Here is a 25,224-nt window from a genome sequence, read left to right on the forward strand (position 1 = left end):
AGTGTCATAAATGTGAGCTACACAGAAATTCATTTGTACAAAAAATGTGAGCCAGCACAACTAATGTACGGAGCATACTGATAAAAAAAACCGTCACGGTTTTTAGCCATGACGGTTCATTTTTGATTAAATTTTCTTATGGCAGACGATTTAGCTGTGCGGCTATGCTCGCCGCCTCCTGCTGCCAGCCCTGAGCCAACATTTTCACCATTTCATCATACCCATCTTGCTGTTGCTTGAGCTCAATATGGAACGGTCGCTTAATCAGTTGCCCCTGGTGTTTGAGCAACCACTCCCCGCTGACAATAACGCGACCATCATAACGCCCGTGGAAACCGGTCACCGTAACATTCAGCGTGTCCTGCTCACTGCCCAGCGGCTGCGATGCCACAACCCAACCCGGCAACTGATTGCTCAGGTTAGCGACCAGCGTATTGCGCAGTTGCTGGTCAAGCGGGCTGGCCCACAGATTGTTATTCGCAATAACATATTGCACATCCGTGGTTTGATACACTACACCATTACCCGCCAGGTAATCCGGCACTGAAACCTGCTCAACCCATAACTGACGATTGCCCTGGCTCTGCACGGTGCTGGCCTGCACTGCCGTTTGTGGCGGCGACGGTAACTGGTAATAACTTTTATTGTCACCGCTGCTGCCACATGCCGTCAGCAACAGCGCCACAATTATTAGCGCGCTCTTTTTCATTGTTTCGCCCTCTTCGGCTGCGGATCGTCTTTCCCTTTCGCTTCGAATACCAGCGCATTGCTCTTGTCGTTGAGTGTTTTCAGCACCGGTTGCAATTCCCGCAGTACCTGATCCAGGCGCTGCATATCCGCCACCATCTTGTTATAGGCAGCAGAGCCAGGCTGGAAGCCCTGCATACTGCGATTCAGTTCACGCAGCGTGGACTGCATATCCGCCGGAAGCTGCTGCATCGACTGGCTGGACGTCAGCTTGTTGAGATTATCCAGCGTCGTTTGCAGACGTTTGAGCGTCTGCTGACTTTCAGCAAGCGTTGACGTCGCCTGCTGGATCATCGGATTCAACGGCAGATTGTTGATCTTATCCAGCGTATCCATCAGACGCTGCTGGATCTGCGCCAGCCCGCCGCTCACGGTTGGAATGATCGGGTAACCAGCAAACTCTCGCATGCCACTTACGGCAGGTACGTTGTTATAGAAGTCGAGGTCGACATACAGCGCACCAGTAATAATATTCCCGGTCTTCAACGAAGCGCGCAGGCCGCGTTTGAGCAGTTCATTCAGACGCGCGCTCACATCGGGATCTTCGCCCAGTTCATTAATCAACCGCCCAGGTTCAATACGGACCAGCACAGGAATGCGGTAATCATCATTCAGCGCCTGACGCATACCAGTAGTGAAGAACGGCACCCTGCTTACCGTGCCCAGACGAATGCCACGGAATTCAACCGGCGCGCCAGGTTGCAGGCCGCGAATCGAGTCTTTGAAGAACATCAGGTAGTCGATGTGATCGGTATAGAGCGACTCCTGAATGCTGCGCTGATCGTCATACAGCGTGAAAGCTGCATTCTCCGCCACCGGCTGGCCCAGATCCACGCCTTCCGGCACGTCAAAACTGACGCCGCCGCCGAACAGCGTAGCCAGCGAGCCCATCTCCACACGCATTCCGGCGGAGGTCAAATCAACGGCAATACCGCTGTCTTTCCAGAAACGCACATTGCTGGTCACCAGCCGATCGTTCGGCGCATTGATAAACAACTGATAACTCATCGTGCGTTTTTGCGTATCGAACGTGCTGGTCTCAACCGAACCGACGCGATAACCACGGAACAATACTGGATCGCCGGGACTCAGTTGCCCGGCTTTGCTGCTGTCGAGGATCACACGAATGCCTTTGGCGTCAGGCGGCGCCAGAGGCGGGGAATCGAGCAAGTTATAACGATCCGGCGCGCTGCCTTTTGCACCCGGTTGCAGCTCGATATAGGCACCCGAAAGCAGCGTGCCCAGACCGCTAATCCCTTCACGGCCCACCTGCGGTTTCACAACCCAGAAAACAGAATCATCATGCAGCAGCTTTTCCATACCGGAGTTAAGCCGCGCCTTGATTTCCACATGAGTTAAATCGTCAGTCAGCGTCATGCTTTCCACCACGCCGACATCAACGCTGCGACTCTTGATGGTGGTCTTACCGCCGACAATTCCCTCGGCATTAGTGGTGATCAGTGTCACCTCCGGCCCCTGGTGGCTGTAATGATAAAAGAGGATCCATGCGCCAATCAGCGCCGTAACAATCGGGAAAATCCACACCGGCGACCAGTTTCTCACCTTTTGCACGTTGGCTTCCCCACTCTTATTCTCCATGCTCTAACGACTCCTCATGGTGCGTTTGTGGCTCACGATCCCAGCTCAAGCGCGGATCGAAAGTCATTGCCGCAAACATCGTGATAATAACGACCAGCGCAAACATCAGCGCACCCATCGCAGGATAAATATTCATCAGCCCGCCCATCCGCACCAGCGCGGAGAGTACGGCAATCACAAACACGTCAATCATTGACCAGCGCCCGACAAACTCCACCACTTCATAAATAAAATGCATCCGCTCGCAGTCTCGTCGGCCATGGCCTTTTGCATCAATACAGAGCCAGGCAATGCCTATCATTTTCAGCGTCGGCACCATAATACTGGCGATAAAAATCACCAACGCCACCGGGTAAGAACCCTCGCTCCACAGCAAAATCACCCCGGCGAGAATGGTCGATGGCATGCGATCGCCCAGTAGGTCGGTCACCATGATCGGCAAAATATTGGCAGGCAGATAGAGCATCATCGCAGTCATCAACAGCGCCAGCGTCCACTGGATACTGTTGCGCCGTCGGGCGTGTCCACGCGTGTGGCAGCGCGGGCACACAGGTTGATCGATCGCGACAATCGCCGTACAGCACGGGCAGGAACGCAGCCCCTGACGGATCCCCGGCACACCGACGCGCAATACCTGTTGCGGCTGCGGCGCGGGCGCAATGTCATCCCACAACCAGTGACGATCAACGCACTGGAAAGCGCGCAATTGCAACAGACAGAACAGACACCAGGGAATAAAACTGCTGCCAATGCCAATATCACCATAGGCCATCAGCTTGACAAAACTCACCAGCACACCTGCGAGGAAGATCTCCGCCATTCCCCAACTTTTTAGCTGGAATAACACCCGCGCCAGATTAACACGCAGACGGAAGTCCATCGGCACACGATTCACCAACAGCAGGATAGTCACCAGGCAGAATGCCGGAACCAGTTGTACGAACAGCAGGAAGAAAGTGCCAAGGCTGGCGTAATCTTCAGAAAAGAGCACGCCGGGAATTTCCAGCAGTGTGACCTCGCTGGCGACACCGGCGACCTGCATATTAACGAAAGGAAAAAGGTTGGCGAGCAACAACATGAACAATGCCACAATGGCATAAGCCGTGGGACGCTGCCGGGGCGCGTCCCATTCGGTTGTCAGTGTCGTGCCACAGCGCGGACAAGTCGCTTTATGACCATGCTGCAACAGCGGCAGCGCCACCAGCATGTCACATTGCGAACAAAGAATGTGCCGTGTGGCGTGGTGGTGTTCACACATACTGACTCCCTTTATGCGCCGTTTTTCAAAGCCTCCAGGTACTCCCAGCGTTCAAACGCCTCTTCCAGCGCCTGTTCCGCCGCAGCCATGTCAGCCAGGACTTTTTGCGTATGATCGTGCGGCTGGCTAAAGAAGCTGGCATCGGCGACCTGAGCCTGCAAATCACTCAGTTCCGCTTCCAGTTGTTCCAGCTTTTGCGGCAATTGTTCCAGTTCTCGTTGCAGGTTATAGCTTAGTTTGTTACTACCGCGTTTGACAGTTCCTGCTTTGGTTACTGGAACTTCCACCGTTTTCTTCGCCGCCGCCTGTTTAAAGGCCTGTGAAGCCGCTTGCTGACCGCGGGCATCGTGGTAACCGCCCACATACTGTCCAATCCGGCCTTCGCCTTCGAAAATCCAGCATTCGGTCACTGTATTATCCACAAACTGACGATCGTGGCTCACCAACAGAACGGTGCCCTGATAGCTATCAATCAGCTCTTCCAGCAGCTCCAGCGTTTCCACATCCAGGTCGTTGGTCGGTTCATCGAGAATCAACAGATTGCTGGGTTTCAGGAACAAACGCGCCAGTAACAGACGGTTGCGTTCCCCGCCGGAGAGCGCGCGTACCGGCGTCATCGCCCGTTTCGGATGGAACAAGAAGTCCTGCAAATATCCCAGAATATGGCGCGGCTTACCGTTTACCAGCACTTCCTGCTTGCCTTCAGCCAGGTTGTCCATCACCGTTTTATCCGGATCAAGTTCGGCGCGGTGCTGATCGAAGTACGCCACTTCCAGCTTGGTACCCACATGCACGCGGCCACTGTCAGCTTTCAGTTGATCCAGCATCAGCTTCAGCAAGGTGGTTTTACCGCAGCCGTTCGGACCAATCAGCGCAATTTTATCGCCGCGCTGTACCTGCGTGGAGAAGTCGCGCACCAGCACTTTGCCCTCCACGCCATAATTAACGTTTTCCATCTCAAAGACGATTTTGCCGGAGCGAGATGCCTCTTCGACCTGCATCTTCGCGCTACCCATCACTTCACGGCGTTCACTGCGCTCGCGACGCATCGCTTTCAGCGCACGGACGCGGCCTTCGTTACGGGTACGGCGCGCTTTAATCCCCTGACGGATCCACACTTCTTCCTGCGCCAGTTTGCGGTCGAACTCGGCGTTTTGCAGCTCTTCAACGCGAAGGTTCTCTTCTTTCTCCAGCAGGTAAGTATCGTAATCACCAGGATAGGTAACCAGCTTGCCGCGATCGAGATCGACAATGCGCGTCGCCATATTGCGGATAAACGAACGGTCGTGCGAGATAAAGATAATGGTGCCGCTAAAGGTTTTCAGGAAACCTTCCAGCCAGTCGATCGCTTCAATATCCAGGTGGTTCGTCGGTTCGTCCAGCAGCAGTACTTTAGGCCCGCTGACCAGCGCACGGCCCAACGCCGCTTTACGCAACCAGCCACCGGATAACGCCGACAGCTCCATATCCGGCTCCAGACCGAGTTGCCCCAGCACCTCATTGATACGATCTTCCAACTGCCACAGGCCGTGGTGATCCAGCATCTCCTGCACTTTCGCCAGTTCATTGAGATTTTTATCACTCGGATCGGTCATCACCAGATGGGAGATTTCGTGATAACGCTTCAGATACTCAGCCTGTTCAGAAATACCTTCCGCGACGAAGTCATAGACGCTACCGGTGACATTGCGCGGCGGGTCCTGCTGTAGGCGTGAAACGATCAGATCCTGTTCGTAAACAATGCGGCCATCATCCAGGCCCTGTTCACGGTTGAGGATCTTCATCAACGTCGATTTACCTGCGCCGTTACGGCCGACCAGACAGACGCGTTCATTTTCTTCGATATGCAGTTCAGCATTATCGAGGAGCGGCGCATCGCTGAACGACAGCCACGCGCCATGCATACTGATTAATGACATTTATTTATCCTTTCAGGCTGCGGTAATCAGCCAGCAGTTGTGGATTTGACGGTTGCGGGCAAAATCCTGCGACTGCGTTTTTTGAGTAATTTCTTGTGCCTGCAGACCCAGTTTCGCCAGCCCGTCGAGATCCATACGGAAACCGCGTTTGTTATTGGAAAACATAATGGTGCCGCCTTTGCGCAGCAGGCGTTTCAGATCCTGCATCAGACGCATATGATCGCGCTGCACATCAAAAGAGTCTTCCATACGTTTGGAGTTGGAGAAGGTCGGCGGATCGATAAAGATCAGATCGAACTGCTCATCGGTCTCACGCAGCCAGCTCAGACAATCGGCCTGAATCAGGCGATGAGCGCGGCCGCTCAGGCCGTTAAGGCGCAGGTTGCGCTCGGCCCACTCCAGATAAGTACGCGACATATCCACCGTAGTGGTGGAACGCGCGCCGCCCAGACCGGCATGCACGCTGGCGCTGCCGGTGTAGGAGAAGAGATTGAGGAAGTCTTTACCCTTGCTCATCTGCCCCAGCATACGGCGGGCAATACGGTGGTCAAGGAACAGGCCGGTATCCAGATAGTCCGTCAGGTTGACCCACAGGCGGGCGTTGTATTCGCTCACCTCCATAAAGTCGCCCTTCTCGTTCATTTTCTGATACTGATTGGTGCCCTTTTGCCGCTCGCGGGTTTTCAGCACCAGCTTGTTCGGGGCGATACCCAGCACCTGGATGGTGGCGGCGATAATATCAAACAGGCGCTGGCGCGCTTTTTGCGCATCGATGGTTTTCGGCGCGGCATACTCCTGCACCACCACCCACTCGGCGTAGCGATCGACCGCCACGTTGTAATCCGGCAGATCGGCATCGTACAGGCGATAGCATTCAATGCCCTCCTGGCGCGCCCATTTCTCCAGTTTCTTAACGTTCTTGCGAAGGCGGTTGGCATAGTCTTCCGCCATCGCTGGCGCTTTTGCTTCGCCGGTATTTTCGGCCAGATGGTAATTTTTCTGTACGCAATCCAGCGGGCCGTTCTTGGCTTTGAACTGGCGCTCAGCACGCAGTTGCAGGCAGTTAAGCAAATCGACAGAGGCGCTGAACAGCGACAGATGCCAGCCGCCAAACTGCGCTTTCAGCAGGCGACCCAGCAGGCTATGCAGCGCGATCAGTGCCGGCTCGCTCTCCAGACGTTCACCGTACGGCGGGTTACTGATCACAGTACCGTACGGGCCTTTCGGCAACGGATTGCTGAGCTGGGCGACATCTTTTACTTCGAAGGTCACCAGCTCGCCAATCCCGGCGCGGCGGGCGTTGCTGCGGGCACGCTCAATAACACGCGCATCGTTGTCGGAGCCGTAAAAGTGAGATTCATAACCCGCCAGCCCCTGGCGCGCGCGCGTTTGCGCTTCTGCTTTTACCTCTTTCCACAGCGCTTCATCATGCTGCGCCCAGCCGCCAAAACCCCAGTGACCGCGATGCAGACCCGGTGCGCGATCGGTTGCCGCCATGGCAGCTTCGATCAGCAGCGTGCCGGAACCGCACATAGGATCGAGCAGCGGTGTGCCCGGCTGCCAGCCGGAGCGCATCACAATGGCTGCTGCCAGGTTCTCTTTGATCGGCGCAATACCGGTACGATCGCGGTAGCCGCGCAGGTGCAGGCCTTCGCCGCTCAGATCGAGGGAGATATTCGCTGTCTCCTGATTCAGCCAGACGTTAATACGCAGATCCGGCAGTTCACGCTCAACGTTTGGACGCGGCAGATTTTTGCGGGTAAAGCTATCGACTATGGCGTCTTTCACTTTCAGCGCGCCGTACTGGCTGTTGCGAATCTCATCATTCAGACCGCTAAAGTGCACAGCAAACGTCGCGCCAGGATTGAAAATCTCTGTCCAGTTGATCGCCTGCACACCGAGATAAAGGTCAAGATCGCTATAAACCTTGCACTCTCCGAGCGGCAGCATAATGCGCGAAGCCAGGCGACTCCACATCAGGCTCTGGTACAGAAGCCGCGTGTCACCTTCAAAATGGACACCACCCTGAACCACGCGGCACTCCTGCGCGCCGAGTTTTTCCAGTTCAGTTTTTAACAGCTCTTCCAGCCCGCGGGCCGTACTGGCAAACAGAGAAATCATAATGTCACTTATACTCAACGAAAATTGTTGCGCATTATAGCTAATCTGGCGGTCATGTCATAAAGTTGAGGGCTTATTTTCGACTTACAGGGGGCAAGACGTGCCTACGATTTCGCGTCTCTTTATCCATCCGGTGAAATCCATGCGCGGTATTGGGCTGACGCATGCGCTTGCCGATGCCAGCGGCTTTGCTTTTGACCGTATTTTTATGGTCACTCAGCCCGATGGCACTTTTATTACCGCGCGTCAGTATCCGCAGATGGTACGCTTTACACCCTCGCCATTAACCGATGGCCTGCATCTGACCGCACCGGACGGCAGTGGCGCGATAATTCGTTTTACCGATTTTGCGCCTGATGGCGCGCCAACGGAAGTGTGGGGCAACCATTTTACCGCGCTAATCGCGCCGGATGAGATTAATCGCTGGCTCAGCGGCTTTTTCGCCCGTGAAGTGCAATTGCGCTGGGTCGGCCCGGAATTAACCCGCCGTGTTAAGCGTTATGAAGATGTACCGCTCTCCTTTGCTGACGGTTTCCCTTATTTATTGACCAACGAAGCTTCGCTGCGTGATTTGCAAAACCGCTGCCCGGCCAGCGTGAAGATGGAGCAGTTTCGCCCCAACCTGGTGGTAACTGGCGCGCAAGCGTGGGAAGAGGATAGCTGGAAAGTCGTGCGTATCGGCGATGTGGTGTTTGATGTTGTTAAACCGTGTAGCCGTTGCGTATTTACCACCGTCAGCCCGGAGCGTGGGCAAAAACATCCGACCGGCGAACCGTTATCCACGCTGCAAGGTTTTCGTACTGCGCAGGATAACGGCGAAGTCGATTTTGGGCAGAACCTGATTGCGCGCAACAGTGGCGTCATCCGCGTGGGCGACGACGTGGCCGTGCTGGCGACCGCACCAGCAAAAATTTATGGCGCTGGCGCCGTGGCAGAAGCGCTGGAACCGGAAGTTCAGGCAGCGGGAACAGTAGAGATTAGCTGGCAGGGGCAAACATTTATTGGCAACAATCAGCAGGTGCTGCTGGAGCAACTGGAAAATCAGGGGATCCGCGTACCCTATTCCTGCCGGGCAGGCATATGCGGCTGTTGCCAGATCAAGCTGATTGAAGGTGAAGTGAGTGCGATGAAAAAATCGGCCATCAGGCAGGGCGGTGCCATCCTCTGTTGCAGTTGTATTCCGAAAACGGCACTGCGACTGGAGGCTTAAACCGCCTGTTCGAAACGGAGACTCTCGGCGTGAAGCTGGGGTTTCAGGCGATCGTTCATCACCTTAATCGCATCACCCAGTTGCATCGTGCGCCCGGCAATCACCACGCCGGGTTGCGCCAGCAGGCACAGTGCAGCATTTTCGCCCGGCTCAACCACCAGCAGGTTTACGCACTCCTGAGTGTCGCTCAGCCAGACACAGGCACCTTCACCGGTCGTCGGCGACCAGAGCGTATCGTGCGTCATAAAGTGCCAGCTTTTCGGCATTTGCGGTTTCAGGAAGCGAATCGCCACGAGCGCGTTAAGTACCAGTTCCGCACGCTGCTCATTAGAGAGATCAAGGTTGCGGCATTTTTCCTCAAACGAGAAATATAAAGCAGCGTCATCAACACAAAAACCGGAAGGTGAAAACGCATCCGGCGTCAGCATTTTTCGGGCAAAACGGGAGCGAAATAACATGCCATTGGCTAAATCGAGCATCATACGATCGTGCTCGTCATCAAAATACCAGCGCCAATTATCATCAGGTTTAATTCGCATTGTTCTCTCCCCTCCCCTTAAACTTCCTGTCGCTTTTTTATCCTGTCGCCGTCTCGCTTATTGCTCTAATAATAAAAGACCACAATGTACAAATTAGCAACAATGAGGGAATATAAAACAACCAGGGCCGGAAATAAAGCCCTGGATACATACTGACAAAAAAAGATTAGATATGGGTGACGATTTCTTTAATCAGCGGCGGGCCTTTAAAAATAAAGCCGGAATAAATTTGCACGATAGACGCACCCGCAGCGATCTTCTCACGGGCAGCAATCACTGAGTCAATACCGCCGACGCCGATAATTGGCAAACGACCATTTAATTCCTGCGACAGGCGACGGATTATTTCCGTGCTTTTTAATTGCAGCGGGCGTCCACTTAAACCACCGGTTTCATCACAGTGTTTCATTCCCTGCACCAGCGATCTTTCCAGCGTGGTATTGGTAGCAATAACACCATCAATATTGTGGCGAACTAAACTGTCGGCCACCAGGATCAATTCTTCTTCAGAAAGATCGGGCGCGATCTTCACCGCCACCGGAACATATTTATGGTGGATGTTTTGCAGATCGTTCTGCTTATTTTTAATCGCCGTTAAAAGATCATCCAGCGCTTCGCCATATTGCAGCGTGCGTAAACCTGGGGTATTCGGTGAGGAAATATTAATGGCGATATAACCGGCATAAGCATAGACTTTTTCCATGCAAATCAGATAGTCATCTTTCCCCTGCTCTACCGGCGTGTCTTTATTTTTACCGATATTAATGCCCAGTACGCCGTCAAAATGCGATTTTTTGACGTTCTCGACCAGGTTATCCACGCCAAGATTATTAAACCCCATGCGGTTGATCAGACCTTCAGCATCCACCAGACGGAAGATCCTCGGCTTGTCATTTCCCGGCTGCGGGCGAGGCGTAACGGTACCGATCTCAATGGAGCCAAAACCCATTGCCCCCAGTGCATCGATGCATTCACCGTTTTTATCCAGCCCGGCCGCCAATCCCAGCGGGTTCTTAAACGTCAGTCCCATGCACTGCACAGGTTTTTCCGGCACGCGCTGACGAACCAGTGCCTCAAAAGGCGTTCCGGTAATACGGCGCAACTGCTGGAAGGTCAATTCATGGGCGCGCTCTGGATCGAGCTGAAAAAGGGCTTTACGAACGAAAGGGTAGTACATGAACTCTCCTGAATTCCCGGGTGCAAACCGGGGGCGTATTATCAGTGAAAGTGCCGCGAAAGGGAATTGACCTGTGGCAAAAAAAGCGCATCCGACGCAATCGTTTTCTCTCCTCGTTTTGCTTTATGCATTTTTCAGCAATTTTTCTTCGAATAAATCATTTAGTGGAATAAATCGCCTCTGCCACACTGAAGGAAATTGTTATGAATGTTATCTAAAAGCAAACAATTGGTTATAAGGAGCGATTATGCGAGTTGTCACCCTGGCGGGAAGCCCACGCTTCCCCTCCCGCTCCAGCGCGCTGCTGGAATATGCCCGCGAGCGCCTCAACGCGCAAGACGTCGAAGTGTGCCACTGGCATCTGCAAAACTTCGCGCCGGAAGATCTCATTTATGCGCGTTTCGATAGCCCTGCCCTGCAAACCTTTATTGAACAACTAAAAGAAGCAGACGGACTAATTGTTGCCACGCCTGTTTACAAAGCCGCTTATGCCGGAGCGCTGAAAGCCCTGCTTGATCTGCTCCCTGAGCGGGCGCTGGAAGGCAAAGTCGTATTACCGTTAGCGACCGGCGGCACCGTGGCGCACATGCTGGCGGTGGATTACGCCCTGAAACCGGTGCTCAGCGCGCTGAAGGCGCAAGAGATCCTGCACGGCGTGTTTGCCGACGATACCCAGGTGCTGGATTACCAGCACAAACCCAGCCTGACGCCGAACCTGCAAATGCGCCTTGATAACGCGCTGGAAACTTTCTGGCAGGCGCTGCACCGCCGGGAGATTCAGGCGCCGGATTTTCACCGCCCACAAGGAATTGCTCATGTTTAATCGTTTCCCCTGGCTGGCGCTGGCCGGGCTGCTGTCGTTTTCCGCTTTATCGCAGGCCGCAGATCCCGCACCGGACGCGCTGCGTATTGGCTACCAAAAAGGCAGCGTCAGTATGGTGCTGGCAAAAAGCCATGGGCTGCTGGAAAAACGCTACCCGAACACCAAAATTTCCTGGGTTGAATTTCCGGCAGGTCCGCAGATGCTGGAGGCGCTTAATGTCGGCAGTATTGATCTTGGCAGCACCGGCGATATTCCTCCCATCTTTGCGCAGGCAGCAGGCGCGGATCTGGTGTATGTCGGGGTAGAGCCGCCGAAACCGAAAGCCGAAGTGATTCTGGTGGCGGAAAATAGCCCAATCAAAACAGTGGCCGATCTGAAAGGACATAAAGTGGCGTTCCAGAAAGGCTCCAGCTCCCATAACTTGCTGCTGCGCGCCCTGCAACAGGCCGGGCTGAAGTTCAGTGATATTCAACCGGTGTTTCTGACGCCTGCCGATGCACGCGCTGCTTTCCAGCAAGGGAATGTGGATGCATGGGCAATCTGGGATCCTTACTACTCTGCGGCCTTGTTGCAGGGTGGCGTACGGGTACTGAAAGACGGCACCACACTCAAACAGACCGGTTCCTTCTATTTAGCCGCTCGCCCGTATGCAGAAAAGAACGGTGAATTCCTGCAGGGCGTGCTGGATACCTTTAGCGAAGCCGATGCCTTAACTATTAGCCACCGCGACGAAAGCGTGGCGCTGCTGGCAAAAACCATGGGGCTGCCGCCTGCGGTGATTTCCACCTATTTCGATCATCGCCCGCCAACCAAAATCGCACCAGTTAATGAAGCCACTGCAGCGTTGCAGCAACAAACCGCCGATCTCTTTTATGACAACCACCTGGTGCCGAAGAAGGTCGACATCCGTACCCGTATCTGGCAGCCGACCAAAGAAGGAGCGAAATCATGAGTCTGAATCTGTTCTGGTTTTTACCGACGCACGGCGACGGCCACTATCTTGGCACCGACGAGGGCTCACGCCCGGTGGATCATAACTATTTGCAGCAAATCGCGCAGGCTGCCGACCGGCTGGGTTTTAGCGGTGTGTTAATTCCTACTGGCCGTTCGTGCGAAGATGCGTGGCTGGTGGCCGCCTCGCTGATTCCGGTCACTCAGCGCTTAAAATTTCTGGTCGCGTTGCGTCCAAGCGTGGTCTCGCCGACCGTCGCGGCGCGTCAGGCGGCAACGCTGGACAGGCTCTCTAACGGCCGCGCGCTGTTTAATCTGGTCACCGGCAGCGATCCGCAGGAACTGGCCGGTGATGGCGTCTTTCTCGATCACAACGAACGCTATGAAGTCTCCTCCGAATTCACCCATGTCTGGCGCCGCCTGCTGGAGGGTGACACGGTGGATTACGAAGGCAAACATATTCATGTTCGCGGGGCGAAGCTCTTTTTTCCACCGGTGCAGCAGCCGCGTCCGCCGCTCTATTTCGGCGGCTCCTCGGATGTGGCGCAGGATCTGGCTGCGGAACAGGTCGATCTCTATCTCACCTGGGGTGAACCGCCGGAGCGGGTGAAAGAGAAGATTGCTCAGGTGCGTGCCAAAGCCGCAGCCCATGGCCGTAAGGTGCGGTTTGGTATTCGCCTGCATGTCATCGTTCGTGAAACCACTGCCGAAGCCTGGCAGGCAGCGGATCGCCTGATTTCTCATCTTGATGAAGAGACCATCGCCAAAGCGCAGTCTGCTTTTGCGCGTCAAGATTCCGTCGGCCAGCAACGCATGGTGGCGCTACACGGCGGTAAGCGTGATCAACTGGAGATCAGCCCTAACCTTTGGGCGGGCGTCGGTCTGGTACGCGGCGGCGCAGGAACAGCGTTGGTCGGCGATGGCCCGACGGTTGCCGCGCGGATTAATGAATACGCCGCGCTGGGGATCGACAGTTTTATCCTTTCCGGCTATCCGCATCTGGAAGAGGCATACCGGGTGGGCGAGCTGCTGTTCCCGCATCTCGATGTCGCCATTCCGGAGATCCCGCAGCCACAGTCATTGAAATTGCAGGGCGAAACGGTGGCAAATGAGTTCATTCCCCGCAAAGTGGCGCAAAGCTGAGGTTTCTATGGCTCAACAAAACAGATGGTTACTGCACCTCGCTCCGTGGCTGCTGCCCGCCGGGATTGTGGTGGTCTGGCAAATCGCCTCCTCTACCGGCTGGTTATCTACGCGCATCCTGCCTTCACCGGAAGGCGTCGTAAAAGCGTTCTGGACGCTGAGCGCCAGCGGCGAGTTGTGGCAGCATCTGGCCATCAGTTCGTGGCGGGCGGTGATTGGCTTCTCCATCGGCGGTTCGATTGGATTGACGCTCGGGCTTATCAGCGGCCTGTCGCGTTGGGGAGAACGCCTGCTGGATACGTCCATTCAGATGCTGCGTAATGTGCCGCATCTTGCGCTGATCCCGCTGGTGATTTTATGGTTCGGTATCGACGAGAGCGCCAAAATATTCCTCGTGGCCCTCGGTACGCTATTCCCCATCTATATCAACACCTGGCATGGCATCCGCAATATTGACCAGGGTCTGCTGGAGATGGCGCGCAGCTACGGCCTTTCGGGTTTCAGCCTTTTCATCCATGTGATTCTGCCCGGCGCGCTACCGTCAATAATGGTGGGTGTGCGTTTTGCACTCGGTTTGATGTGGCTGACATTAATTGTGGCGGAAACCATTTCAGCCAACGCCGGGATCGGTTACCTGGCGATGAACGCCCGCGAGTTCCTGCAAACCGATGTCGTAGTGGTCGCCATTATTCTCTATGCCCTGCTTGGCAAACTGGCAGATGTCAGCGCACAACTGCTGGAGCGCCTGTGGCTGCGCTGGCATCCCGCTTACCACACCAAAGAGGTCACCGCATGAATACTGCCCGACTGAATCAGGGGATCCCGTTGTTACTCAACGGCGTCAGCAAACGTTACGGCAACAACCTGGTGCTGAATGCGCTGGATTTGCATATCGCCGCCGGGCAGTTTATTGCCGTGGTGGGCCGCAGCGGCGGCGGGAAAAGCACCCTGCTGCGCCTGCTGGCCGGTCTGGAGTCGCCGAACGGCGGAGAGTTGCTGGCTGGCAATACACCGCTTGCAGAAATTCAGCATGACACGCGCATGATGTTTCAGGATGCGCGTCTGCTGCCATGGAAACCGGTGATTGATAATGTCGGGCTGGGGCTGAAAGGCCGCTGGCTCGAAGCAGCACAACAAGCGTTACAGTCAGTGGGGCTGGAACAACGGGCCAGTGAGTGGCCTGCCGCCCTTTCGGGCGGGCAAAAACAGCGCGTCGCGCTGGCTCGCGCGCTGGTGCATCAACCGGGATTGTTATTGTTGGATGAACCGTTAGGCGCACTGGATGCCTTAACCCGGCTGGAGATGCAGGCGCTGATCACTGAATTGTGGCAAAGCTATGGTTTTACCGTGGTGCTGGTGACGCACGATGTCAGTGAAGCGGTGGCGATGGCGGATCGCGTGTTATTGATAGAGGAAGGGAAAATCGGCCTCGATTTGACCATCGATCTGCCGCGCCCGCGCCGCCTGGGTTCGGTAAGGCTGGCGGAACTGGAAGAAGAGGTACTGAACCGGGTGATGAAACGCGGCGAGTCGGAACAGAGTGCATTGCCCCGGACTCGCCACGCTTAGCCCGCTTTTTGCCCGATGGCGCGATGCTTATCGGACTTACGAAATGGGCAGGCAGAAAGCCTGCCACGCTGAATAGCAGCCGGATGACGGCTGCGTCTTATCCAACCGATAGAGGCCCGGTAAACACTGTGCCACCGGGCCATACAGCATCACGCCAGCGCTTTGCTGACTTTCTCAAACAGATCGCCGGAGAGATTCGGCAGCGCTTTCAGCTGTTCCAGTGCTGCACGCATTAGCGCCTGACGTTTGCTGTCATAACGTTTCAGGCGGATCAGCGGCTCAATCAAACGCGATGCCACTTGCGGGTTGCGGCTGTTCAGCTCGGTTAACATTTCCACCAGGAACTGATAGCCGCTACCATCCTGCGCGTGGAACGCCGCCGGGTTGCTGCCAGCAAAGGCGCCGATCAGCGAGCGAATACGGTTCGGGTTGCTCAGAGAGAACGAGCGGTGTTTCAGCAGGCTGCGTACTGTTTCCAGCACGTTATCCGCCGGGCTTGTCGCCTGCAGGATGAACCATTTATCCATCACCAGACCGTCCTGATGCCACTTGTCATCGTACTCCTGCATCAGCGCATCGCGGCACGGAAGCTGCGCGGCAACAGCAGCAGAGAGCGCGGCCAGCGCATCCGTCATATTGTCCGCATCGTGGTACTGCTGGCTGACCAGCTTGTCGGCCAGCTGTGCATCGCCGAACGCCAGGTAGCGCAGCGCGGTGTTACGCAGGGAACGCTTGCCGATATCGGCATGTTCAACCTGGTAGCGGTCGAGTTTGTGAGCGTGATAAATCGCCAGGAACTCATCAGCCAGCTCTGTCGCCAGCGTACGGGTTAACGCTTCGCGAACGGCAGCAATCGCCAGCGGATCGATGATGTCAAACAGTTCGGCAATTTCATTCGCTGATGGCAGCGTGAGGATCTCAGCGGCCAGCGCCGGATCGATCTGCTCATCAAGCAAAATGGCGCGGAACGCGTCGGCAACATGCAGCGGCAGCGACAGCGCCTGGCCTTGCTGATGGCGCGCAACATTCAGTTTGATGTGCGTAGCCAGCAGGCTTTGCGCCGCGTCCCAACGCGAGAAATCATTGCTGGCATGACGCATCAGGAAGGTTAACTGCTGATCGCTCCATTTATATTCCAGTTTCACCGGCGCGGAAAACTCACGCAGCAGCGAGGGTACCGGCTGGAAGTAGATATTGTCGAAAATAAAGGTCTGCTCGGCCTGAGTGACATTCAGCACATGATGAACCGGGTGGCCATCTTTCTGCAGCGGGATCACCTTGCCTTCGTTATCGTACAGTTCGATATCGAACGGAATGTGCAGCGGCTGTTTCTCCTGCTGCTCGGCCGTTGGCGGTGTGCGCTGGCTGATGGTCAGCGTGTACTGCTCGGTATTCGGGTTGTAATCGTCAGACACCGTTACAATCGGCGTACCGGCCTGGCTGTACCAACGGCGGAAATGCGACAGATCGACATTCGACGCATCTTCCATCGCCTGCACGAAGTCGTCACAGGTCGCTGCGCTGCCGTCATGACGTTCAAAGTAGAGCTGCATCCCTTTCTGGAAATTCGCTTCGCCAAGCAGCGTGTGCATCATGCGGATCACTTCCGCACCCTTTTCATACACCGTCAGGGTATAGAAGTTATTCATCTCGATAACTTTGTCCGGACGGATCGGGTGCGCCATCGGGCTGGCGTCTTCGGCGAATTGCAGGCCGCGCATGGTACGAACGTTGTTAATGCGGTTAACAGCGCGGGAACCCAGATCGGAGCTGAACTCCTGGTCGCGGAAGACTGTCAGCCCCTCTTTCAGGCTGAGCTGGAACCAGTCCCGGCAGGTCACGCGGTTACCGGTCCAGTTGTGAAAATACTCGTGGCCGATAACGCGCTCAATATCGAGATAATCTTTATCCGTAGCGGTATCGGTGCGGGCAAGAACATATTTAGAGTTGAAGATATTCAGCCCTTTATTCTCCATCGCCCCCATATTAAAGAAGTCGACAGCGACGATCATATAGATGTCGAGATCGTATTCCAGACCGAAACGCTGCTCATCCCACTTCATCGAGTTTTTCAGCGAGGTCATCGCCCACGGCGCGCGATCGAGGTTGCCGCGATCGACATACAGCTCCAGCGCGACTTCACGCCCGGAGCGGGTAGTAAAGGTATCGCGCAGGACGTCAAAATCACCGGCCACCAGCGCAAACAGATAGCACGGTTTCGGGAACGGATCCTGCCACTGTACCCAGTGACGGCCATTCTCCAGCTCGCCCTGCGCCACGCGGTTGCCGTTCGACAGCAGGAACGGGTAGCGGGATTTATCGGCGATCAGTTTGGTGGTAAAGCGGGCCAGCACGTCCGGGCGATCGAGATACCAGGTAATATGGCGGAAACCTTCGGCTTCACACTGCGTACACAGCGCTTCGCCGGACTGATAAAGCCCTTCCAGCGCGGTATTCGCCGCAGGGCTGATCTCATTCACAATGCGCAGAGTAAAGCGTTCCGGCAGGCCATCGAGAACCAGCCGGGAGCCTTCTTCTTTATAGTTGGTCCAGGGTTCATCATTGACATGCACTGAAATCAGTTTCAGCTCGCCTCCATCAAGGCGCAGCGGCGTCGCAGAGGCGCTATGGCGTGACACGGTACTTAATGCGGTAACGACGGTTTTTGCGGCATCAAGATCAAAGGTCAAGTCAATATCGCTAATCAGGTAATCCGGCGCACGGTAATCGTGGCGGTATTTGGCTTGTGGCTGTTGTGTCATAAAAAACCTTTAGCATCTTCTGTTTGGTTACGACTCCAGTCTATTCCGGTTGCCCAAATCGCGCCATGTAGAATGTTCATCTTTTCAGAGGGAAAAGCTCTGCTTGCTACATTTTTATAACAAGAGGCACAAAATGCCATCGACCCTTTCAGCACGATATGGTGTGATCAGGGTTCAATAACCTGGTAAACAAGGTATACTCCAGCGACGACCTGCTTTGTTTATTGTACTAAACGCTCCTGTAAGAGGATGCTACTGCGCACCATGACTCAACTCGCTTTCCCTGGTCTGCAAACGCTGCTGGATACCGACGCCTATAAGCTGCATATGCAGCAAGCGGTGTTCCATCATTATTATGACGTGCACGTCACGGCTGAATTCCGCTGCCGCGGCGACGATCTGCTGGGTATCTACGCCGATGCTATCCGCGAACAAGTTGATGCGATGCAGCATCTGCGCTTGCAGGATGACGAGTACCAGTGGCTCTCCGGCCTCCCCTTCTTCAAAACCGATTACCTCAACTGGCTGCGGGAGTTTCGTTACGATCCGCAACAAGTGACGATCAATAATGACAACGGCAAGCTGCATATCCGCCTTTCCGGGCCGTGGCGTGAAGTCATTATGTGGGAAGTTCCGCTGCTGGCGGTGATCAGTGAAGTGGTTCACCGCTGCCGTTCGCCGCAGGCTGGCGTGCAGCAGGCTCTGCTGCATCTGGAAGAAAAACTGGCGGATTTTGCTGTTCGCTCAGAACAGTTGGATATGTCCGGTTTCCGGCTGATGGATTTCGGCACCCGCCGTCGCTTCTCCCGCGATGTGCAGCAAGCGATTGTGGAACGTCTGCAACAGGAACCGTGGTTTATTGGCACCAGTAATTACGATCTGGCGCGTCGCCTGTCGCTGACGCCGATGGGTACACAGGCACATGAATGGTTCCAGGCGCACCAGCAAATCAGCCCGGATCTGGCCACCAGCCAGCGCGCGGCGTTAGCTGCATGGCTGGAGGAGTATCCCAACCAGTTGGGGATTGCGCTGACCGACTGCATTACGATGGATGCGTTTTTACGCGACTTCGGTGCAGAATTCGCCACGCGTTACCAGGGCCTGCGTCATGATTCAGGCGATCCGGTCGAATGGGGCGAAAAAGCCATTGCTCATTATGAAAAACTCGGCATCGATCCGCTGTCGAAGACGCTAATCTTCTCCGATAACCTCGATTTGACGAAAGCACTCGACCTCTATCGTCACTTTGCCTCCCGCGTTAAACTCGGTTTTGGTATCGGGACGCGTCTCACCTGCGATATTCCGGGCGTGAAGCCGCTCAATATTGTTATCAAGCTGGTGGAGTGCAATGGAAAACCGGTGGCGAAATTATCTGACAGCCCCGGCAAAACCATCTGCCACGATAAGGCCTTCGTCCGCGCGCTGCGCGAAGCCTTCGACCTGCCACAGGTCAGAAAGGCCAGCTAATCACAAGGGAGCCGACGGCTCCCTTCTTTTTTCCGATAATTTATTAATGCTTCCTTGCTAATTCTGCTTGTCTGATGGCGCACGCCAGGTAACATAGAAAACCCCGTCTTTTTGGGCGGACAAAGTGTTTATTTTTTCCGACTATTAATAGAGAGAATATTATGAGCGTTGTGCCTGTAGCCGACGTATTCCATGGCCGCGTTGCCGTTGACAGTGAAGTCACCGTGCGCGGATGGGTACGCACCCGCCGAGATTCTAAAGCTGGTATCTCCTTCCTCGCCGTTTATGACGGCTCCTGCTTTAATCCTGTACAGGCCGTTATTAATAATTCTCTGCCCAATTACAATCAGGACGTTTTGCGTCTGACCACCGGTTGCTCAGTGATCGTCACCGGTAAAGTGGTTGCATCTCCGGGGGAAGGTCAGAGTCTGGAAATTCAGGCCACCTCTGTTGAAGTGACCGGCTGGGTTGAAGATCCGGATACCTATCCGATGGCGGCAAAACGCCACAGCATTGAGTATCTGCGTGAAGTTGCGCACCTGCGTCCTCGCACCAACCTGATTGGCGCGGTGGCCCGCGTTCGCCATACGCTGGCGCAGGCGCTGCATCGTTTCTTCGACGAGCAGGGCTTTTTCTGGGTCTCCTCACCGCTGATTACCGCATCGGATACCGAAGGTGCCGGCGAAATGTTCCGCGTCTCCACGCTGGACATGGAAAACCTGCCGCGTACCGCAGAAGGCAAAGTCGATTTTGATAAGGACTTTTTCGGCAAAGAAGCTTTCCTGACCGTTTCTGGCCAGTTGAACGCTGAAACTTATGCCTGCGCCCTGTCAAAAGTGTATACCTTCGGCCCAACCTTCCGCGCTGAAAACTCCAACACCAGCCGCCACCTGGCAGAGTTCTGGATGCTGGAACCGGAAATGGCATTCGCCGACCTCGACGATAACGCCCGTCTGGCAGAAGCCATGCTGAAATATGCCTTCAAAGCGGTGCTGGAAGAGCGTCTCGACGATCTGAAGTTCTTCGAGGAGCGCGTCGATAAAGACGCAATTGGTCGTCTTGAGCGTTTCATCGCAGCGGATTTCGCGCAGGTGGACTACACCGACGCCGTCGCTATTCTTGAAAAATGCGGCGAGAAATTCGAGAACCCGGTTTACTGGGGCGTTGACCTGGCCTCCGAGCATGAACGCTATCTGGCAGAGAAACACTTTAAAGCGCCGGTGGTGGTGAAAAACTACCCGAAAGATATTAAAGCATTCTATATGCGCCTGAACGATGACGGTAAAACCGTTGCCGCGATGGACGTGCTGGCGCCGGGCATCGGTGAAATCATCGGTGGTTCGCAGCGTGAGGAGCGTCTTGATGTGCTGGATGCGCGTATGGCCGAAATGGGTCTGAATAAAGAGGACTACTGGTGGTATCGCGATCTGCGTCGTTACGGCACGGTTCCGCACTCTGGTTTCGGCCTTGGCTTCGAGCGTCTGATCGCCTATGTCACTGGCGTACAGAACGTTCGTGACGTGATTCCGTTCCCGCGCACGCCGCGCAGCGCGACATTCTGATAAACATAAAAAGCCAGCTTCAACGCTGGCTTTTTCTTATCCTTTTCCTGTCAACTTTCGTTAACAACTTTTCGACATCCTCGTCGGCAATCCTACCCCCTTACCTTTCTTTGCACATTTTTACGCCTGAAATAAGTCTGAACAAAAAACGACCGGCGGAGTTATTGCGGGATATGTCTGGCTGTTAATTAGCACATTTGGACAAAAAACACACAGCTATCCGGATGGCTAAACTCTGTCATAAGAAAAAGCAAGATGAGAATGGTTCCGGACCAGGAAAAGCTATTATCTCAATTAAATATAAGTAATTCATATAAATAGGAATGGGAGTGCCGTTTTTATCAGCGGTTGGTGCTGAACTTTGAGATGGTTCACAAAGTTCCCTTAAATTCATACTTTTTTACACAATATTTCTTTTTGTTACCGCTTTAAGACATTTGTAGCACTTTCAGGCTAGCGAAACGATTATATGTTTGGAAAGATGCCTCTCAGACACAGAAAGACACCAAACTCTCATCAATAGTTCCGTAAATTTTTATTGACGGAAATTATTGGCGGCAGTGGCAGGTGTCCAAAAAAAACCAATGAGGGTAATAAATAATGATGAAGCGCAATATCCTGGCAGTGGTTATCCCTGCCCTGCTGGTAGCGGGTGCAGCTAACGCTGCTGAGATCTATAACAAAAACGGCAACAAACTGGATTTCTACGGTAAAGTTAACGCTGAACACGATTTCACCACTACTGGTGATACAAATAACAGCGATCAGACTTATGCACAGATTGGTTTCAAAGGCGAAACTCAGATTAATGATATCCTGACTGGTTATGGCCAATGGGAATACCGTGCAAAAGCAAACGGCGCTGAAGGTACTTCTGGTACCGCTACCCGCAACCGTCTGGCCTTTGCTGGTCTGAAAGTTAAGGATGCAGGTTCTATCGATTATGGCCGTAACTACGGTATCGCATACGATGTTGAATCTTTCACCGATATGGCGCCGTCTTACTCCGGTATGACTTGGGGTGGCAACTATGTTGATAACTTCCAAACCAGCCGTTCTACTGGCCTGTTGACCTACCGTAATAGCAACTTCTTCGGTCTGGTTGATGGTTTGAGCTTCGGCGTTCAGTACCAGGGTAAAAACGAACGTGCAGATGACGTTGAAGAATCCAATGGTGACGGCGTTGGTTACTCCGCTGGCTATGACTTCGGTAACGGTGTTGGTCTGATCGCTGCTTACAGCAATGCAAACCGTACTGTTGCACAGAAAGCTGATGGCAAGGGCGATAAAGCTGAAACTTGGGGTGTTGGCGTGAAATACGACGCAAACAACATCTACCTTGCGAGCACCTACGCTGAAACCCGTAACACCACTCGTACTGGTTCCGATGGTGATGCTGGTTTCGCTAACAAAACTCAGAACTTCGAAGTTGTAGCTCAATACCAGTTCGACTTCGGCCTGCGTCCGGCAATCTCTTACGTGCAGACCAAAGGTAAAGATCTGTCCGCAAGCGGCACCTTTACCGGTGGCGATGCAGACCTGGCTAAATTCATCCAGGTTGGCGCAACCTACTACTTCAACAAAAACTTCAACGTGTGGGTTGACTACTATATCAACCTGCTGGACAAAGATTCTGCCTATGCTGAATCTGTTGGCGGCATCAACGGCAACGACGACATGGCTGCTGTTGGCGTGACCTACCAGTTCTAATCAGTCACCCCTCGACTGTTATATGCATATCAAACAGGGCTCCGGCCCTGTTTTTTTATGCCTGAAACAAAAATGCCGACGACTTTTGAAAAGCATCGCGCTTTTTATCGCAAACGGTTGGCAATTCTTGCGTCAGCCGTTACCCTGATAGCGGATCTCCCTTCTGTCATCAAAATGGAACCTCGTCATGTTTGAGAATATAACCGCTGCCCCTGCCGACCCTATTCTGGGTCTGGCCGATCTGTTTCGCGCCGATGAACGCCCCAATAAAATCAACTTAGGGATCGGTGTTTATAAAGATGAAACCGGCAAGACCCCGGTATTAACCAGCGTGAAGAAAGCAGAACAGTACCTGCTGGAAAATGAAGCCACCAAGAACTACCTCAGCATTGATGGTATTCCTGAGTTTGGCCGTTGCACCCAGGAACTGCTGTTCGGCAAAGGCAGCGCGATTATCAATGACAAACGTGCACGTACCGCACAGACTCCGGGCGGCACCGGCGGGCTGCGCGTCGCGGCAGATTTCCTTGCCAAAAACACCTCCGTTAAGCGCGTCTGGGTAAGCAATCCAAGCTGGCCGAACCATAAAGGCGTCTTTAACTCCGCTGGCCTCGAAGTCTGCGAATATAACTATTACGATGCGCAGAACCATGCGCTGGATTTCGACGGCATGCTGGCGAGCCTGAACAATGCGCAAGCTGGCGATGTGGTGCTGTTCCATGGTTGCTGCCATAACCCGACGGGTATCGATCCTACACTTGAGCAGTGGGAAACACTGGCGAAACTCTCCATTGAGAAAGGCTGGTTGCCGCTGTTCGATTTCGCCTATCAGGGGTTTGCCCGCGGTCTGGAAGAAGATGCTGAAGGCCTGCGTGCGTTCGCAGCGCTGCATAAAGAATTTCTCGTCGCCAGCTCATTCTCCAAAAACTTCGGTCTCTACAGCGAGCGTGTCGGCGCCTGTACGCTGGTCGCGGCGGATGCAGAAAGCGCCGATCGCGCCTTCAGCCAGATGAAATCCGTGATCCGCGCCAACTACTCCAATCCACCAGCACATGGCGCTTCTATCGTGGCAACCATTCTCAGCAATGACGCACTGCGCGCGATCTGGGAACAGGAGCTGACCGATATGCGCCAGCGTATTCAGCGTATGCGCCTGCTGTTTGTGAATACGCTGCAGGAGAAAGGGGCTAATCGCGATTTCAGCTTTATTACCCGTCAGAACGGTATGTTCTCGTTCAGCGGCCTGACTAAAGAGCAGGTGCTGCGTTTGCGCGAAGAGTTTGGCATTTACGCTGTCGCTTCCGGGCGTATTAACGTCGCAGGTATGACGCCGGATAATATGTCGCCGCTGTGCGAAGCAATTGTCGCCGTGCTGTAAAATGTCACGCATGCAGAAAGGGTCGCCGAAGCGACCCTTTTTTATTTACCACACCGGTAATTCATCCTGCAGGAACGGGTTGTGCAGCCGTTCATTGCCCAGCGTCGACATTGGCCCGTGTCCAGGAATAAAGGTGATGTCATCGCCAAGAGGCAGCAATTTACGTTTGATTGAATCAATCAACTGCGCATGATTCCCCTGCGGGAAATCGCTGCGCCCAACGCCGCCTTTAAAGATCACATCGCCAGAAACCAGCAAACGCGACTGCGCATCAAAAAACACCACATGTCCCGGCGTATGACCCGGGCAATGCAATACCTGTAATGTCACCTTACCGACGGTAACCGTATCGCCTTCATTTAACCAGCGGTCGGGCGTCAGCGGCGGGCAATCATCCAGACCAAACATCCGGCTTTGGGCGGGCAGCCCCTGCAACCAGAACTCATCATTTTTTTCCGGGCCAATAATCGGCACATCGTAATGCTGCGCCACTTCGGCTGCCGCACCCACATGATCAAGATGACCATGCGTGAGCAGAACTTGCGTCAGCGTCACGCCGGAAGCATCCACTTCGGCGATAATACGCTGTGCATCACCGCCAGGATCGACCACGGCGGCAAGTTGAGTCTGTTCACACCAGATTAACGAACAATTCTGTGAGAACGCGGTAACCGGAATAATACGATAGTTCATACTGCTCCTCTGAGGTTTACCAGTGCCGCACCGGCCCGGTATCAATATGCACAAAGTTGCTGCTGGGGTAGTATCCTACACCACCCGCGCGCAGAGATAACGCTGCTTTGCGAATATTACTCAGAGCAATCCCTTCAATATGGAAATCCATGGCCTGGCCTTTGGTGTGGTAACTCTGTTTCGCCACGCCGCGGCTGTGCGCGCGTAGTTCATTATTGGTATCAACAGAACGATAGCCGGAAATGAGTTGCACAGGCTTGCGTGTTCCCAGCAGCCCCTGCAGGCGAAAGAGGTGGTCAAACAGTTGAGGATCGATGGTTTTAATTTTATTCGCGCGGTAATCACGGAAAAAATGATTCAGTTTTGCTAATTCATCCTGAATATAGCCTCTGCCATCAAAGAACTCAGCTTTAATAGACTCTCCGGTATTCAGATTATTCAGCGTCAGAATACGCGGTCGTGGCGTGGAAAGGGTAGCAAACGCCTGTGTTGGTAACATGGCGGCGCCAAGAGCAACCCCACCCAACGCCAGCAGTTTGCGGCGATTAGCGTCAAATTTATCCATGATAATAAATTCTATAGATAAGCAAAGTTAA

Annotated in this window: 20 protein-coding genes; 10 read left to right on the forward strand and 10 right to left on the reverse strand. The window is 54.1% G+C overall.

The features are described from left to right. Window positions 1-136: 136 nt before the first annotated feature. From pqiC to rlmKL, 5 genes are read right to left on the reverse strand one after another with little or no spacing between them, the layout of a single operon-like run. Entirely contained in the window at window positions 137-709 is a 573-nt protein-coding gene (gene pqiC / locus CWM66_RS03890) for a membrane integrity-associated transporter subunit PqiC (RefSeq protein WP_007374179.1), read from the reverse strand. Next, a complete protein-coding gene (pqiB, locus tag CWM66_RS03895; protein WP_007374178.1) occupies window positions 706-2,346 on the reverse strand; it encodes an intermembrane transport protein PqiB in 1,641 nt (546 codons plus the stop codon). The genes pqiC and pqiB overlap by 4 nt, the downstream gene beginning before the upstream one ends. After that, entirely contained in the window at window positions 2,336-3,604 is a 1,269-nt protein-coding gene (gene pqiA / locus CWM66_RS03900; protein WP_035885843.1) for a membrane integrity-associated transporter subunit PqiA, read from the reverse strand. Before pqiA ends, pqiB begins: the two co-directional genes overlap by 11 nt. Before the next feature lie 11 nt (window positions 3,605-3,615). Then, window positions 3,616-5,523 (reverse strand): ABC transporter ATP-binding protein, encoded by a 1,908-nt coding sequence (locus tag CWM66_RS03905; protein WP_007374176.1) that lies wholly within the window; start codon window positions 5,521-5,523, stop codon window positions 3,616-3,618. Between the two features lie 12 nt (window positions 5,524-5,535). Beyond that, on the reverse strand, window positions 5,536-7,644 hold the full coding sequence (gene rlmKL, locus CWM66_RS03910; RefSeq protein WP_107146254.1) for a bifunctional 23S rRNA (guanine(2069)-N(7))-methyltransferase RlmK/23S rRNA (guanine(2445)-N(2))-methyltransferase RlmL: 2,109 nt from the start codon (window positions 7,642-7,644) through the stop codon (window positions 5,536-5,538). A 100-nt stretch (window positions 7,645-7,744) separates the two neighbouring features. Between rlmKL and CWM66_RS03915 the strand changes: the two genes are divergently transcribed. Then, window positions 7,745-8,854: a YcbX family protein gene (locus CWM66_RS03915; protein ID WP_081120824.1), complete on the forward strand. Its 1,110-nt coding sequence runs from the start codon at window positions 7,745-7,747 to the stop codon at window positions 8,852-8,854. Here CWM66_RS03915 and zapC read toward each other — a convergent pair. Then, the gene (zapC, locus tag CWM66_RS03920) at window positions 8,851-9,393 is read right to left on the reverse strand and encodes a cell division protein ZapC (protein ID WP_107146255.1); all 543 of its coding nucleotides are present in this window, start codon (window positions 9,391-9,393) and stop codon (window positions 8,851-8,853) included. The two genes, CWM66_RS03915 and zapC, sit on opposite strands and share 4 nt — an antisense overlap. A gap of 166 nt (window positions 9,394-9,559) precedes the next feature. Beyond that, window positions 9,560-10,570, reverse strand: a complete 1,011-nt coding sequence (pyrD, locus tag CWM66_RS03925; RefSeq protein ID WP_107146256.1) for a quinone-dependent dihydroorotate dehydrogenase — start codon at window positions 10,568-10,570, stop codon at window positions 9,560-9,562. 247 nt (window positions 10,571-10,817) lie between these two features. Between pyrD and ssuE the strand changes: the two genes are divergently transcribed. From ssuE to ssuB, 5 genes are read left to right on the forward strand one after another with little or no spacing between them, the layout of a single operon-like run. Beyond that, the gene (gene ssuE, locus CWM66_RS03930; protein WP_007374170.1) at window positions 10,818-11,393 is read left to right on the forward strand and encodes an NADPH-dependent FMN reductase; all 576 of its coding nucleotides are present in this window, start codon (window positions 10,818-10,820) and stop codon (window positions 11,391-11,393) included. Continuing rightward, window positions 11,386-12,345, forward strand: a complete 960-nt coding sequence (locus tag CWM66_RS03935) for a sulfonate ABC transporter substrate-binding protein (protein ID WP_071920574.1) — start codon at window positions 11,386-11,388, stop codon at window positions 12,343-12,345. The genes ssuE and CWM66_RS03935 overlap by 8 nt, the downstream gene beginning before the upstream one ends. Further along, complete coding sequence (gene ssuD, locus CWM66_RS03940) at window positions 12,342-13,487, forward strand: FMNH2-dependent alkanesulfonate monooxygenase (protein ID WP_071920573.1); 1,146 nt, start codon at window positions 12,342-12,344, stop codon at window positions 13,485-13,487. The genes CWM66_RS03935 and ssuD overlap by 4 nt, the downstream gene beginning before the upstream one ends. 7 nt (window positions 13,488-13,494) lie before the next feature. Next, a complete protein-coding gene (gene ssuC, locus CWM66_RS03945; protein ID WP_007374167.1) occupies window positions 13,495-14,283 on the forward strand; it encodes an aliphatic sulfonate ABC transporter permease SsuC in 789 nt (262 codons plus the stop codon). Next, entirely contained in the window at window positions 14,280-15,056 is a 777-nt protein-coding gene (ssuB, locus tag CWM66_RS03950; protein ID WP_107146257.1) for an aliphatic sulfonates ABC transporter ATP-binding protein, read from the forward strand. Before ssuC ends, ssuB begins: the two co-directional genes overlap by 4 nt. Window positions 15,057-15,205: 149 nt before the next feature. Here ssuB and pepN read toward each other — a convergent pair whose 3' ends face one another. Beyond that, window positions 15,206-17,818, reverse strand: a complete 2,613-nt coding sequence (pepN, locus tag CWM66_RS03955; protein WP_107146258.1) for an aminopeptidase N — start codon at window positions 17,816-17,818, stop codon at window positions 15,206-15,208. Between the two features lie 264 nt (window positions 17,819-18,082). On the opposite strand from pepN, the gene pncB reads away from it, so the two are divergent. The 4 genes from pncB (at window position 18,083) to CWM66_RS03975 (ending at window position 23,935) form a co-directional block, all read left to right on the forward strand. Then, window positions 18,083-19,285: a nicotinate phosphoribosyltransferase gene (pncB, locus tag CWM66_RS03960; RefSeq protein ID WP_035885849.1), complete on the forward strand. Its 1,203-nt coding sequence runs from the start codon at window positions 18,083-18,085 to the stop codon at window positions 19,283-19,285. Window positions 19,286-19,446: 161 nt separating this feature from the next. Next, window positions 19,447-20,847 (forward strand): asparagine--tRNA ligase, encoded by a 1,401-nt coding sequence (gene asnS / locus CWM66_RS03965; protein ID WP_064567473.1) that lies wholly within the window; start codon window positions 19,447-19,449, stop codon window positions 20,845-20,847. Between the two features lie 600 nt (window positions 20,848-21,447). After that, on the forward strand, window positions 21,448-22,557 hold the full coding sequence (locus CWM66_RS03970; protein ID WP_107146259.1) for a porin: 1,110 nt from the start codon (window positions 21,448-21,450) through the stop codon (window positions 22,555-22,557). A gap of 187 nt (window positions 22,558-22,744) precedes the next feature. Then, window positions 22,745-23,935 carry an amino acid aminotransferase gene (locus CWM66_RS03975; RefSeq protein ID WP_007374159.1) on the forward strand — a complete coding sequence of 397 codons (1,191 nt, stop codon included), beginning with the start codon at window positions 22,745-22,747 and terminating at the stop codon, window positions 23,933-23,935. Between the two features lie 45 nt (window positions 23,936-23,980). Here CWM66_RS03975 and CWM66_RS03980 read toward each other — a convergent pair whose 3' ends face one another. Continuing rightward, on the reverse strand, window positions 23,981-24,628 hold the full coding sequence (locus CWM66_RS03980) for an MBL fold metallo-hydrolase (protein ID WP_007374158.1): 648 nt from the start codon (window positions 24,626-24,628) through the stop codon (window positions 23,981-23,983). Between the two features lie 16 nt (window positions 24,629-24,644). Next, complete coding sequence (locus CWM66_RS03985) at window positions 24,645-25,193, reverse strand: YcbK family protein (RefSeq protein ID WP_007374157.1); 549 nt, start codon at window positions 25,191-25,193, stop codon at window positions 24,645-24,647. Between the last annotated feature and the right edge of the window lie 31 nt (window positions 25,194-25,224).

The sequence above is a fragment of the Kosakonia sp. H7A genome, assembly GCF_003028445.1.
In the GTDB taxonomy this organism is placed as follows: Bacteria; Pseudomonadota; Gammaproteobacteria; order Enterobacterales; family Enterobacteriaceae; genus Kosakonia; species Kosakonia radicincitans.

Excerpts from the sequence above, each read along its gene's own strand:
- pqiC (WP_007374179.1), bottom strand. The coding sequence starts at position 709 with ATGAAAAAGAGCGCGCTAATAATTGTGGCGCTGTTGCTGACGGCATGT.
- pqiB (WP_007374178.1), bottom strand. The coding sequence starts at position 2,346 with ATGGAGAATAAGAGTGGGGAAGCCAACGTGCAAAAGGTGAGAAACTGG.
- pqiA (WP_035885843.1), bottom strand. The coding sequence starts at position 3,604 with ATGTGTGAACACCACCACGCCACACGGCACATTCTTTGTTCGCAATGT.
- CWM66_RS03905 (WP_007374176.1), bottom strand. The coding sequence starts at position 5,523 with ATGTCATTAATCAGTATGCATGGCGCGTGGCTGTCGTTCAGCGATGCG.
- rlmKL (WP_107146254.1), bottom strand. The coding sequence starts at position 7,644 with ATGATTTCTCTGTTTGCCAGTACGGCCCGCGGGCTGGAAGAGCTGTTA.
- zapC (WP_107146255.1), bottom strand. The coding sequence starts at position 9,393 with ATGCGAATTAAACCTGATGATAATTGGCGCTGGTATTTTGATGACGAG.
- pyrD (WP_107146256.1), bottom strand. The coding sequence starts at position 10,570 with ATGTACTACCCTTTCGTTCGTAAAGCCCTTTTTCAGCTCGATCCAGAG.
- ssuE (WP_007374170.1), top strand. The coding sequence starts at position 10,818 with ATGCGAGTTGTCACCCTGGCGGGAAGCCCACGCTTCCCCTCCCGCTCC.
- CWM66_RS03935 (WP_071920574.1), top strand. The coding sequence starts at position 11,386 with ATGTTTAATCGTTTCCCCTGGCTGGCGCTGGCCGGGCTGCTGTCGTTT.
- ssuD (WP_071920573.1), top strand. The coding sequence starts at position 12,342 with ATGAGTCTGAATCTGTTCTGGTTTTTACCGACGCACGGCGACGGCCAC.
- ssuC (WP_007374167.1), top strand. The coding sequence starts at position 13,495 with ATGGCTCAACAAAACAGATGGTTACTGCACCTCGCTCCGTGGCTGCTG.
- ssuB (WP_107146257.1), top strand. The coding sequence starts at position 14,280 with ATGAATACTGCCCGACTGAATCAGGGGATCCCGTTGTTACTCAACGGC.
- pepN (WP_107146258.1), bottom strand. The coding sequence starts at position 17,818 with ATGACACAACAGCCACAAGCCAAATACCGCCACGATTACCGTGCGCCG.
- pncB (WP_035885849.1), top strand. The coding sequence starts at position 18,083 with ATGACTCAACTCGCTTTCCCTGGTCTGCAAACGCTGCTGGATACCGAC.
- asnS (WP_064567473.1), top strand. The coding sequence starts at position 19,447 with ATGAGCGTTGTGCCTGTAGCCGACGTATTCCATGGCCGCGTTGCCGTT.
- CWM66_RS03970 (WP_107146259.1), top strand. The coding sequence starts at position 21,448 with ATGATGAAGCGCAATATCCTGGCAGTGGTTATCCCTGCCCTGCTGGTA.
- CWM66_RS03975 (WP_007374159.1), top strand. The coding sequence starts at position 22,745 with ATGTTTGAGAATATAACCGCTGCCCCTGCCGACCCTATTCTGGGTCTG.
- CWM66_RS03980 (WP_007374158.1), bottom strand. The coding sequence starts at position 24,628 with ATGAACTATCGTATTATTCCGGTTACCGCGTTCTCACAGAATTGTTCG.
- CWM66_RS03985 (WP_007374157.1), bottom strand. The coding sequence starts at position 25,193 with ATGGATAAATTTGACGCTAATCGCCGCAAACTGCTGGCGTTGGGTGGG.